A 13,415-nucleotide genomic window follows, 5' to 3' on the forward strand; every position below is an offset into this window, starting at 1 on the left:
CATATTAATTATATCACTCTGAACAGAAAAAAGAAAAACCCACCCTAATGTAGGCCTTTCTATAATTTGTTTAAAAAGCAAATAACAATTTCAAATCCTGCAGTAAATTATTTTCTAATTTAGATTCAATATTTTAAAAATTTAAGAATCAAGTAATTTAAATTCAATCATTTTACTAAATAATGTTTCAAACCCACCAGCAGCTTCAAATGCATCTTCAATCTCTAGCTGTAGATCATATTCAGAAAATACATTGAATATGATTGAATCTTCGTTAATATTAATTTCTACTTTCTCTACAAGTCCCTTTCTATTCAGATCAAGGCTTTCAGCAATTTCTAAAATAATGCCCGCTTTCCTTATCAGTTCCTTATCCTCACCTTTAAGATTTATAATATCCTTAAAATTTTTGCGGTTCAAGTTATATTTATGCAGGCTGTATTTATTGTGCCTGTGAGAAGCAGAGATATATGCTGCTAAAAGATGTTCCCTATGATTTAAACCATATAAATCAGCATTTAAAATAACATAAAATGAATGTTCATGATGATCATAATAATTAATATTTGTTCCAACATCATGCAGCAGTGAGGCAGTTTTTAAAATTCTATCTATTCTTCCTGAAAATTCATCTGTTTTAAAAGAGAAACTTGTCTTTAATTGATCAAAAATACTTTTACTTAATTTATAAATCTTAGCTGCATGAGCTTCATTCATATCAAAATTATGCAGCAAATTTCTTATAGAGTAATCAAGTACATCCTCTATAATACCTTCACCTTCAATTAAATAGTCATATACCAGTCCTTCTCTAATTCCTTTTCCACTAATTATCAAATCTTCAATACCTGTATAACTCATCAAATAATTTACAAGGGCACTTGCACCTATAAAAATATCTGCTCTTTTTTTGGATAAACCATCTATATTTTTTCTTTCTTCAATATTTTTACTTGATACTTTCTCATAAACTGAAGTTACATTTTCTTTCTCCATACTGTAATAATGGAGCAGATCAAGTGGATAGTTAGTTTCTCGCTGCCATATTTTAGCTATATTTCTTATAGTGCCGCCCACTCCAATTAAAGGTATAGAATTAATTTCCTGAAGCCAATCTAATTTAGAAAATTGCTCATAAAGATATTTTTCTATTTCTTTATCATACTTATTTTCTTCATATAAGGCAAATTTTTCTGTAATAGTCAATGCACCAAAAGAAAGGCTAATACTTTCCTTTATTTTCCTTTCTTCCATCAGGATAAGCTCTACACTACCACCACCAACATCCATAATCAACGCTGAATTTTGGTCAAAACTATTAGATACCCCCATATAATCATAATACGCTTCTTCTTTACCAGAAAGAACTCTTACTTCAAGACCAGTTTGTTTGTAAACCCGATCAAGAAATTTCTTCCGATTTACAGCTGCCCTTACTGCAGCTGTAGCCACTGTAATAATTTTATCAACCTCTACAGCATCACATAGATTCTTAAATAAAGTAAGAGTCTGTAAAGCTTTATTTATTCTATCTTCTTTTAAATAGTTATTTTTATACATTCCTTCTCCCAATCTCACAGTTTCTTTTAATTCATCTATAATTCTAAAAGAATTATCCTCCCTATAGTCAACTAAAATCATCTTTATTGAATTGGAACCTATATCAACAATTGCTAATTTATTCATTGTCAACTCTCCTTTTGATAAATAAACTTTATGTAAATTTTACATTAATTTTTGATCACAACACTATTATTCTTCATAATCATATGTTAAAATTAAGCCACAGTAAAGCTGTTTTGAAAAATTTAACATAAATTTAAAGTAGGATGATTAAAATGATAAAAAGAGCAGCGATAATTTATATCGATTCTAATGATGTAATTATGAAAATTTCCGATTCTTTAGATAAAAGTCATGAAGAACCTTTTTCTAAAATTGAAATTTCTTTAAATAATAATAAACTAGAATTAACAGTTAATACAGAAAAAGATATTCTGTTAGAGAAATGGACATTTGACAATAAATCCAAATTATTTAAAGAAGTGTTTGAATTTGATGCTATTTTAAATAAAAAATACAAATATATAAAGAGGTAGTTTTAAATGAATCTTGACAATTCAAATTTTTATTTAAATAAATTGATAAGCTGGTTAAAGTTTAATATTAGAGTTCTAGAAGAAGCAAATGTTCCAGAAACACCACTTCTGGAAAAACTTAAATTTCTAGCAATAACTTCAACAAATCTCGATGAATTTTTTATGGTCAGAGTTGCAAGACTAAAATATGACATTGAATCCGGTTATAATGAGATGGATAAATCCGGCTATTTACCAAGAGAACTATTTAATAAAATAGCAGACATTGTGCATGATCTTTATAATAATAAATACAATTATTTACAAAAAACACTCAAAGAACTTGAGTCTGAAAAAATATATTTTAAAAAGTACAAAAATTTAAATAAAAAACAAAAAGCTCACCTGGATAAATATTTTGATGAAATTATTTTTCCCGTTTTAACACCTGTAGCAATAGATACCAGCCACCCATTCCCATTAATCTCAAATAAAAGCTTAAATCTTGGGGTTATGATTGAAAAGGACAAAGAAAAAAGTGCTTTTTCCCATATTGAAGATCAAAAAATCTTTTCAGTGGTAGAAGTTCCAGCAAATTTAAAGAGGTTTTTTAAATTAACTACCCCAGAAAATGATATTATTTTTGTTCTTCTGGAAGATATAATAAAAAATAATATTAAAAAAATTTTTAGCGGCAATAAAATTATTGAAGTCTGTACATTCCGTATAACAAGAAATGCTGAAGTGTTATTAGATGAAGAAAGCGAAAATTTACTCAATGAAATGGAAAGATATATTAAAAGAAGGCGCTGGGGATTTGCTGTCCGTCTTGAAATAAATTCAAAATGTAATGATTATATGCTTAACTTCCTAAAAGATAAGCTGAATTTAGATGATAAAGATATTTATAATGTACCAGAACCAGTTAACATCGGTTCTTTTATGAATTTTTCTGATTTATTAAAAAACCATGAACATTTAAAGTTTAAAAAATTAATACCACAGCCACATCCGATTTTATATAATTCAAAAGATTTATTTAAAACTCTCAAAGAAGAAGATATAATACTCCACCATCCTTTTGAACAATTTGATTATGTAATTGATCTAGTTAAAAATGCTTCTAGAGATCCAGGAGTTTTAGCTATAAAACAAACATTATACAGAATTAGCGGTAATTCTCCACTTATTGAGCATTTAATCAAAGCTGCAGAAAATGGCAAACAGGTCACTGTGCTGGTAGAATTAAAAGCTAGATTTGATGAAGAAAAAAATATTGAGTGGGCCAAAAAATTAGAGGAAGCAGGCTGTCACGTCATATATGGAATAAAGGGACTAAAAGTCCATGTTAAAGCTTTATTAATAGTAAGATTGGAAAATGAAGGTATCAAGCGTTATGTCCACTTAAGTACTGGAAATTATAATGACAAAACTGCTAAATTATATACTGATATAGGTTTTATGACTTCCAAAGAATCCTTTGCAAGTGATGTTTCTGCTCTTTTTAATTTGCTGACAGGTTATTCTAAACCTCCCCACTGGAAACTTATTTCTGTTGCACCTCTTGATTTAAGAGAAAACTTACTAAAATTAATTGATAATGAAATTAAAAACGCAAAAAACAATTTATCTTCCAGAATAATAGCAAAAATGAATGCACTTATAGATACTGAAATAATTAAAAAATTATATCAGGCTTCACAGGCTGGAGTAAAAATAGATTTAATTGTTAGAGGTATCTGCTGCTTGAGACCAGGGGTGAAAGGATTAAGTGATAATATAAGAGTTATTAGTATTATTGGAAAATTATTAGAACATAGTAGAATTTTTTACTTCAGCAATAATAATGATCCATATGTATTTTTATCTAGTGCAGACTGGAGACCTAGAAACTTCGACCGTAGAGTTGAAATTGCTTTTCCAGTGGAAAAAAAAGAAAAGAAAAATAAAATAATCAATATTTTATGTACAATTTTAAAAGATAACAAAAAAGCATATCTGCTCAAAGAAAATGGTAAATATATAAAAATAAAAAGCGAAAATCCTTTTGACTCACAGTTAGAACTCTATAAACTATCTAAAAATATTTTTCAAACTGAATTTTTGAACAATAATTTTAAATTACCTCAAGATTATATAATGTAGTATATATTTGCTGTCTAATTTTAATGTTAAAAACTCTTATAATCTAAGCTAATTTTTTTATTTTTACTTTTATTTTATAAAAGCTTTCCCCATTTCTCAAAATTATTTTCAGTCAACTTGATTTATTAGTAAATAGCTCTTTATTTTCACTTTTTTCTGAAGATTGACGCTCCACGGGGCAAGCGCGTCAGGTTTTCTAGTGCCTAACTTCTATAACCTCTAAAAATTTTCCAGTAAGCAAGGCTGATTAGAATTCCTCCACCAATTATATTCCCCAGTGTAGCAGGCAGCAGATTATAAAATAAACCTCTCAAATTTAAATTAGCAAGTTGTGAGACAGAAATAGCTGTATTTTGAGCAAATTCTGCTTTGGCAAGAATTCCGGCTGGAATATAATACATATTGGCAATACTATGTTCAAATCCACTGGCTACAAAAGCCATAATTGGAAACCAGCAGGCAGCAACCTTGCCCATCATATCCTGTGCCCCCACACTCATCCATACGGCAAGACAGACGAGAAAATTTGCCAAAATAGCTCTAATAAAAATCTGCATAAAATTTAAATTTACTTTTGAAGCTGCAATTTTGACATGTAATGCACCAAGTTCACCTGCCGAAGTATTGAATAAACCTGAATAATAAATTAAGTAAACAAAGATTATTGAACCAATAAAATTACCAATATATATTAAAACCCAGTTATTTAATAATTCTTTAATTGTGACTTTTTTATCAAGAACAGCTAAAAATATGAGTGTATTACCTGTAAATAAGTCAGCCCCTGCTACAAGTACTAGAATTAAACCAACAGGGAAAACCGCCCCCTGAATAAACTTAAACAACCCATAATTATCAATATTATGACTAACTACATTGGCTGTAAAAGCCCCTACTGCAATAAATGCACCAGCAAGTATTCCCAGTATTAACATTTGCACATTATTTCTGCTGACTTTTTTCTTTCCGACTTCAATCATCGATTTAGTAATTTCTTTAGGTCCTAGTAAAACTTTCATTTTTTTCCTCCCTATTGTGTTATCGTTACGTCAAATCTAATAGTTTTAATTTATCTGTTTAACGACTCATATAATATAATAATACTAGGAGTTTCCCCAAAATTTATTTTCAAGCTGCAAAAAGGGGGCTTTAGTCATCAACGAAATTTTCCTGCATCTCCCCTTTTTGCAGCAGTATATAAAAAATGGGGAAAGTCCAGTAATAATACTTATTGACTAAAAAAACAAGGATAGAACATGACGGCAAGACGGCAAAGCCGATAAAATTATATTTGAAAGAAAGAAGAAACATCAGACTGATTTTTATTAATTTTTTCTCTAAAATCTTGATAATAACCACTGGCACTCTTTTGTCTTTCTATTCTTAATTGATTAATCTCATTATAATTTTCTAAAAGAGTTTGCACGATATCTTTATCAATTTTATTGCTGACACTCATTTCTATCAAAATCTTTTCAACTTGATTTTTTTTCATACCCTTTCTGTAAGGTCTATCTTCAGTTATTGCTGTAAAAATATCTGCCACCGCCATAATTCTTTCACTTAAGCTGAGTTTTTTCTCATCAATTTGAAAAGGATATCCAGTACCATCCAACTTTTCGTGGTGATAAGCTGCTATATTTCTAATTTTATTTAGTTTAGGACTGGTAGATAGTGCCTGATACGTATAATATGTATGGCTCTTTAAAATATTCCATTCTTCCTTTGTTGGTTTTCCTTTTTTATTCAAGATTTCAGTTGGTACTATTAATTTTCCAATATCATGCAGGTAAGCTGCAGCCTTAATTTCTTTACATTCGCTTCTGCTGTAATTATACTTTTCTGCTAATACAGGAGCTACTGCAGCAATCCCCTGAGAATGTGCAGCAGTAAAAGGACTGCGAAAGTCTGTAATATGACTGATTAATTTAGATACATTGATTAATTCATCCAGATCTATCTCCCAGTCAATATCTTCAAAAAAATTATCCAGCGTTTTGCTTATCACTTCCTCAGAAACTATATCAAGGCAAAATGCTTCATTTTCTATTAGTTCTGAAAATATTTTAAAACACTCAGGACAAAATCTTTCTTTATTATTCTCAATAACTTTTTTTATATGGTCAACCTGATTTAAAATTGATTTATCATCTAAAATTAAAACAACCATTCGATCCGCAAAATGGATAATACTGCTCAATTGATTCGGATTATTAGGATAACCATGGTGATGATATTTAATAATATCAGCAAATTCGGGGTCAAAAGAGTTTTGCTCAAGCAGTTTATATCCTACTTCAGCATGATAATTGCTTTCGTTATCAAATTTTAAATCCTGGTATTGCTGATCTAAATAAAATATACCTAGATCATGAATTAAAGAAGCTACAATTAATTTTTTCATTTCTTTGATGTCTAAACCTAACTTTAAGCCAAATCTATAGCTTACATAAGCTGTTCTTTTATGATGACCAACTAAAGTTTTACTGACTAAATCCATGGCATAGCTTAATGATTTTATAATGTTGTAAAAATTATAATTCTCCTTCATACTACTCGCACCTTTCCTGATTTATCATAAATTCAATAACTCGTTTTATTATATTTTCTTCCTTTATTTGCATACATCTTCTGGTCAGCTTTATTAAAAACCTTATCTAAATTCTGATTTTTATCATTCAATACTTCAAAACCTAATGATATAGATAATTTTTTTGCTGTTTTCTGCTTTTCATTAAATTCAGTAATATTTTTTTGTATTCGCTGACAGAATTTTCCTGCTTCATTATGATTAGTATTTGGTAAAATTACAGCGAATTCATCTCCTCCTATGCGAGCAATTACATCTTCAGCTCTAGCTGTCGATTTCAAAATATCTGCAGCATTAATTATATACTCATCACCCTTTTTATGACCATAAGTATCATTAATAAATTTTAGCCCATCAAGATCACCGATCACAATTGTTATTGGATATTTTCTTGAAGATTCCAGGCGTTTTAACTCATTTTCAAAATATCTTCTGTTATAAAGACCTGTCATTTCATCATGAAAAGAAAGATATTCTATCTTTTTTTGCCTTTCTTTACTTTCCGTTATATCCTTATATAAGGCATAAATACCTACCTGACCATTTGCTAATCTAATTGGAAAGCCCTGCAGAAAAACATGGATTTTATCTCCATTTTTTGTTTTTCTAATACTTTCAGCTTCAACTTTTTCGCCCTGTTTAACTTTTTTAGTATATCCGACCCCGGTTTCAAATAGCTTATCAGGTAAAATAAAATTATCAAGATTTTTATTTATAATTTCTGACTCTTTGAATCCAAATAAAGATTCGAATTTTTTATTTATTTTTATTACTCTATGTTTGTTATCCAGAAGAACTATTGCCTCAGTAGAATTATTAAAAAGCTGTTCAAAATATACTTTTTGATTTTTTAATTCTTCCTCCTGCTTTTTCCTTTCAGTAATATCGATTCCTGTTGCTACGATATATTTTATTTGACCCTGCTCATCTAAAATAACATTATTAGACCAGGAAATCAATCTTTCTTCTCCTTTTTTAGTCAGCAAGTAATTTTCATATTCATTTGGGTAGTCTCTATTTTTTAACTGATTAAAAACTTTTTTAACTTCTTTTTTTTTATCATTTTTTATAAATAGATCCCAGATCGTTTTCCCTTTTACTTCTTTTTCTGCATAACCGGTTAGTTTTTCACAGGCATTGTTGAAACGAACAATTTTCCCCTGACAATCAAGCAGTAAAACCAGTCCACTCTGAACTTCTAAAATAGTTGACAGAAATTTTTTCTGTTCTTTTATTTCTTGCTGAGCATATACCCTATCCAGAACAGCTGTAACATGTGAGGTTAAAATTTCTGCCAGTTCTAAATCATTTTCATTAAAAGCATTTTTTTCTGGTGCAGTAACCTGGAAAACACCGTAATTATCTATGGGAATACTTATTGCAGATTTATAAATGTTTTTAATTTTAACAGCCTCATGATTATTTTGAAGGTCATCAATAATGAAACTTTTAGTTAGATTATAGGTTTTAGCGGCTATGCTTTTTTGGGAAATTGAAATTCTTTCCTGTTCAAAATCACTTGATGAAGCTAAAGTTACAAATTTATCCTCTTTAACTATAAGAATATTGCAGAGATTAAAATCCAGGAGATTTTCTGCTGCTTCAACAGCAGCCTGACATATTTCTTTTTCCGTTTCTAATTTTGTGAAGTTAACAGCTATTTTATGGAGATCTTTAATTATTTTTTCAGTTTTTTTATCTTTTGTAATATCCCTAGCTGAACAGACTACATATTCTACTTCCCCTTTTTTATTTAATTTTGGATTTTTAGTTACTGCAAGTAATCTTTTTTCCCCCTCTGCATTTTTCAGCCATTTTTCAGTTTGTATTTTCTTTTTTTCTTTAAATACCTTTTGGTTTCCCAGTTTATAAGCTTCAACTTCATCTGGGTCAAAAAATTTCTTTATGTTTTTATTCTCTATCTCAGATTTATCCAGACCTATAAAATCAGCGTGAGCCTTATTAACCCTACCATAAGTTACTGAATCTTTTAGATACCAGATTTGAGTATCGACTGTATCAAGTATCATTTCCTTTTCTTCATTACTCTTAAGCATTTTCTGATAAATATCGTGCTTATAGAGGGCAAGTTCTATATTGTTTTTTAGCTCTTCATTATTAAATGGTTTATTTAAATAGACTGAAGCTTTAAAATCTTTAATTTCAGCTGATCTGCCAGACAGAAATATAAAGGGGATATTACCTTCGGAACTGATTTTTTCAGCCACTTGATAGCCGTTCATCTTCCCTTCTAATATAATATCAATAATTATTAGGTCAGGTCTATTATTTTCTTTTAAAATATAATCAACTGCTTTTTCGCCACAACTAAAAATAGCAGCAACTTTATATCCAAGTTCTAAAACTACATCTTTTATTTTTTGCTGATGTAATCTAGTGTCTTCGATAATAACTATTTCTTTCAAATTTTATCACCCCTATTTTATCACCAATCCTCCAATATTTTTTATTTTTTTTCATGTATAATAGAATACAAATATTCTTTCTCCTCAAAAGGTATTGGCTGACTATAGACCTCTACATCCTTAGCTTCTTCATTAACTGTTCGATGCTTAAAATTAAAATAGTTTTTGTTTTTATTCCTTGCCTCTTCCATTTCTTTTTTTACCTCTTCTTTATTTAAGACATTTATATCTGATATTTTCATTGAAGTGAGTTTATCCTTACTCCAGCCATAAAAATTTACAGCTGCAGGATTAGCATCAACTATCTCACCATTATCAGGATCAATAATCAACATAATTGTGTTATCATTTTCAAAGAGTGCTTTATATCTACCTTTTATATTCTCATATTTCCTTTTGGTTTCTTTAAGTTCATTAATATCTCGGTAGATAATATAATATCCCATATTACTACCATTTAAATTAATCGGAAAAGCCTGGATTGAAACATTAATCAGTTCGCCATTTTCTTTTTTTCTGACAGTTTCTGAGTTAATATCTTCACCCTGAATTAATCTGTGGATATAATTATCAGTTTCTTTAGTTTTATCTTCAGGAACAATCTTTTTGATATTTTCTCCTATTATTTTTTTCCGATCATAGCCAAACATGTCAAGAAAATAATTGTTAGCTTTGATAATAGAAAAACTATGATCAACAATTACGATCCCTTCTTCAGATTTTTCAAATAATTTTTCATATTCTTCTTTTCTTGTTAAAATATAATTTCTGTTTTTAGAATTGTTAATCTCATTATTTAAAACTTTCACTTCAAGCTGGTTAATTTCATCATCTTCGATAATCCTGATAAAGGTATCTGCCACCTGAGGTGAAAACTGGCTGCCTCTATTTCTTTTTATCTCCATCAGTGCTTTTTCAAAGCTTAAAGAATTTCGGTATGCTCTTTTAGATAACATTGCATCCCAGGCATCTGCTACTCCTAAAATTTGAGAAATCAAAGGAATCTCATTTTCCTTTAACCCTTCAGGATAGCCCCTACCATCCCATCTTTCATGATGGTGCAGCAGATATTTGGCAATCGGTTTTAATATTTCAGAACTGCTCAATGCTTTACTTCCCCAAACAGGATGTTTTTTGATCAATTCATATTCCTGGTCAGTTAATTTTTCTGTTTTATTTATAATATCGAGTGGTATAAGTAATTTTCCTATATCATGAACTAATCCTGCCCAGTAGGTGTTTCTAATTGTTTGTTTGGAAAGATTCATCTCCTTAGCTATAGCGGCTGCTATTTTTGCTACATTTTCAGAATGCCCCTTAGTATAGAGGTCATACATTTCCATAATTTTAATAATTGAAGTTATAAGTTCTTTTGTAAAATTAGTCTGTAAATTATCAAATCTCTTAAAGGCAAAAAAGGAAGAAGCCAGACTTGAAAAAGATTTTAATACTTTTTTACTAGTCTCACTAAAGTTTCTACTGCTTTCTTTTTTAATATCAAGCCCTATCCGACCAACTATCTGACCTTCTATTACAATATTTATATAGAGAGAATCTTTAATTGGTTTTAATGCTTTCAATAAGCTTTCTTTTTTATCTAATTCCATCCTATCTATATCAAAAAAATAATTTTTAGTATTATTTACAGATTTATTTCCCTCATCAATTAACAGTTCATGGTCAAAAGTTATTTTTTCTAAAATTTTAATATCATGGCCAACTGCATCTACAAATTTACATTTGTCCTGCCTGTTTATTATACAGATTTTCCCATAGTCAGCTTCTGGAATTATCTCTACTGCACTTTTTAATAAATCAGCAAAAAATTCTTTTTCACTGAGTAGGGTTTTGTCTTCCATATTAGATACAAGCTCAATCATATTAACAAATCTCTGGTTGAGTAAATTTATTTCTTCAAAAGACTGTTCTAATTCCTCGTTCATAGCTATAACTTCTTCATTATAGGCAGTTAACTGTTCAAAAGCAGCAGAAAGTTCTTCTTTTTGTTCTCTAATTTGTTCTTCTCTTTTCTTTCTTTCAGTAACATCAAAAGCAAAGCCTTCAATTACGTAAGTACCATCTTCTTTTATTCTGCTTTTTCGAGCATTCATACTAATCCATTTATGAATTTCATTTTTTCCTATCGCTTGATATTCAAAATTTTTAACTTCACCATTTTTATTTAATATTTTTATAAATTCTTCTCTTCGCTTTTGATTTAAATAAAGGTCTTTTTTTAAGTCATTATAATGTTTTAGAGTATCATCTATACTGGAAAATCCAATAATTTCTGCCATGGTTTTATTAATAGAAATCACTTTACCGTTAGAAGTGGTTTCAAAAATGCCTATTGGTGCTTTATTAACTGTATCATCATATTTATCATTTTTCTTTTTTATTATTTCATTAGCTCTTTTTATTTCAATATTTTTATCAATTATTTCAAGGTGAGATTCTATTAATTCTTTAAACTGCAGCATAATTTCCTGTGTGTTTTCAGAAAAATGATGTGTTTTTTTGTCATAAATACACAGTGTACCAAAAATTTTACCATCAGCCCATTTTAAAGGATAGCCTAAATATGCATTTATTCCAGCCTGAGCATCAATTGAATCTTTCCACTTGCTGTTTTCTAAAGCATTGACAATCATTACTTTCTTCTCATTTTTAATAACTGCCTCACAATAATGACCTGATAGTTTAGTTCTCATGCCCTCTTTGAAGATATTCTCAATATTATCACCTGCTTTAAAAACATCAAGAAAAGGAGGTTCAAACCTTGTTATCAAAGCATCTGTACTGCCTGCTGTTCTAACTAATATATTTACAATGTTCTGCCATTTATCCTGAATTTTTACTGGGATTTTTTTGTTATAAGCTTTTTCACTCACTTAAAATTCTCCTTTTATAATTCAATTCTGGTTTGTTTCCAAATTTAGAACATTAAATAACTTTTCCGTATCGATTACTATTACTAATTTCTCGTTAAATGTTAAAATCCCTTCTATTTAATTCAATTACATATTTCCCTGACCTAAAAAATGAAACTCCACCTAAATCCTTTTTTGCTTTAGGTGGAGAGGTTCACATAAAAAGCAAAACTGGAAATCACAGATTTTAATTTAATAAACATGGACAGCCGATGCTTTAAATGTTAAATAAACTTCTTTTTCTTTTTTTAAATCAAATTCTTTAAGTGACTGTCTGGTAATATGAACAGCAACATCTACCCCTATATCTACTATTACCTCCAGATAATTAAGCCTATCTTTTATCATTTTAATTTTTCCTTTAAATGAATTGCAGGCTGATGAGGAAAAAGTTCCAGTAGAAATTATTATGTCTTCAGGTCTAATTGTCAAATTTGTTTTATCATTAATATTATCAATTATTGTTATTTTAATATCTTCACTCTTTCCCTTAATTAATACTTCATTCTCTGCATCAGTAGCTTTTGCCTCATAAATATTTTTAGTTCCAACAAATTCTGCAACAAATTTTGAGGCAGGTTTCTGAAAAATTTCTTCAGCTTCACCTTTTTGTTCAATTTTACCATTATTCATAACTGCTATTCTGTCTGCCAAAACAAGAGCTTCAACAAAATCATGAGTTACATGAATGGTAGTTGTCCCCAATTTATTATGAATTTTTTTCAATTCATTTATTAATTTTTCTCCAGTAACGGGGTCAACTGCGCTTAAAGGTTCATCTAATAGTAATACATCAGGGGAGGTTATTAACGCTCTGGCCAGGGCTACCCTCTGTTTTTCTCCTCCACTTAGAGTATTTACATCCCTATATAAAAGATTTTCTATATCGAAGAGATCCAGCATCTCCTGCAATTTATTCTCTATTTCATTTTTACTATATTTATTAGAAATTTTTAACCCAAAAATTATATTGTTTTTAACATTAAGATGGGGAAAAAGCATATAATCCTGATATACCATTCCTATTTTTCTTTCTTCTGGTGAATAATTTGTTATATTTTCATCTTTAAAAAATATGGACCCTTTATCTTCTTTTATCAAACCTGCTATTATTTCCAGAATAATAGTTTTACCTGTCCCGGTAGGTCCCAAAATAACAAAATATTCTCCACTCTCAATCTCTAAATTAATATTTTCCATCTTAAAATCATCATATTCTTTTTTTATATTTTCTAATTTCAGCATT

The 13,415-nt window shown here is 29.2% G+C and carries 8 protein-coding genes; 2 read left to right on the forward strand and 6 right to left on the reverse strand.

All coding sequences use genetic code 11. From position 1 onward, the window contains the following. Positions 1-141: 141 nt before the first annotated feature. Complete coding sequence (gene ppx, locus DFR78_RS07760; protein WP_114458273.1) at positions 142-1,686, reverse strand: exopolyphosphatase; 1,545 nt, start codon at positions 1,684-1,686, stop codon at positions 142-144. Positions 1,687-1,838: 152 nt separating this feature from the next. Between ppx and DFR78_RS07765 the strand changes: the two genes are divergently transcribed. Further along, a complete protein-coding gene (locus DFR78_RS07765; protein WP_114458274.1) occupies positions 1,839-2,099 on the forward strand; it encodes a hypothetical protein in 261 nt (86 codons plus the stop codon). Positions 2,100-2,105: 6 nt separating this feature from the next. Further along, positions 2,106-4,223: a polyphosphate kinase 1 gene (gene ppk1 / locus DFR78_RS07770; RefSeq protein ID WP_114458275.1), complete on the forward strand. Its 2,118-nt coding sequence runs from the start codon at positions 2,106-2,108 to the stop codon at positions 4,221-4,223. A 203-nt stretch (positions 4,224-4,426) separates the two neighbouring features. On the opposite strand, the gene DFR78_RS07775 is transcribed toward ppk1, so the two are convergent. The 5 genes from DFR78_RS07775 to DFR78_RS07795 form a co-directional block, all read right to left on the reverse strand. Continuing rightward, positions 4,427-5,242 (reverse strand): formate/nitrite transporter family protein, encoded by an 816-nt coding sequence (locus DFR78_RS07775; RefSeq protein ID WP_114458276.1) that lies wholly within the window; start codon positions 5,240-5,242, stop codon positions 4,427-4,429. Positions 5,243-5,508: 266 nt separating this feature from the next. Next, positions 5,509-6,774 (reverse strand): HD domain-containing phosphohydrolase, encoded by a 1,266-nt coding sequence (locus DFR78_RS07780; protein WP_114458277.1) that lies wholly within the window; start codon positions 6,772-6,774, stop codon positions 5,509-5,511. 32 nt (positions 6,775-6,806) lie between these two features. Beyond that, positions 6,807-9,239 (reverse strand): PAS domain S-box protein, encoded by a 2,433-nt coding sequence (locus DFR78_RS07785; protein WP_114458278.1) that lies wholly within the window; start codon positions 9,237-9,239, stop codon positions 6,807-6,809. A gap of 41 nt (positions 9,240-9,280) precedes the next feature. Next, entirely contained in the window at positions 9,281-12,130 is a 2,850-nt protein-coding gene (locus DFR78_RS07790; RefSeq protein WP_114458279.1) for a PAS domain S-box protein, read from the reverse strand. Between the two features lie 231 nt (positions 12,131-12,361). Continuing rightward, positions 12,362-13,414: an ABC transporter ATP-binding protein gene (locus DFR78_RS07795; RefSeq protein ID WP_114458280.1), complete on the reverse strand. Its 1,053-nt coding sequence runs from the start codon at positions 13,412-13,414 to the stop codon at positions 12,362-12,364. Position 13,415: the final 1 nt, after the last annotated feature.

The organism is Halanaerobium sp. MA284_MarDTE_T2 (genome assembly GCF_003337245.1).
Classification (GTDB): domain Bacteria; phylum Bacillota; class Halanaerobiia; order Halanaerobiales; family Halanaerobiaceae; genus QPJE01.

Bases quoted from the DNA above. Each gene is read 5' to 3' on its own strand.
- DFR78_RS07775 (WP_114458276.1), bottom strand. From the start codon at position 5,242: ATGAAAGTTTTACTAGGACCTAAAGAAATTACTAAATCGATGATTGAA.
- DFR78_RS07765 (WP_114458274.1), top strand. From the start codon at position 1,839: ATGATAAAAAGAGCAGCGATAATTTATATCGATTCTAATGATGTAATT.
- ppx (WP_114458273.1), bottom strand. From the start codon at position 1,686: ATGAATAAATTAGCAATTGTTGATATAGGTTCCAATTCAATAAAGATG.
- DFR78_RS07780 (WP_114458277.1), bottom strand. From the start codon at position 6,774: ATGAAGGAGAATTATAATTTTTACAACATTATAAAATCATTAAGCTAT.
- DFR78_RS07795 (WP_114458280.1), bottom strand. From the start codon at position 13,414: ATGCTGAAATTAGAAAATATAAAAAAAGAATATGATGATTTTAAGATG.
- ppk1 (WP_114458275.1), top strand. From the start codon at position 2,106: ATGAATCTTGACAATTCAAATTTTTATTTAAATAAATTGATAAGCTGG.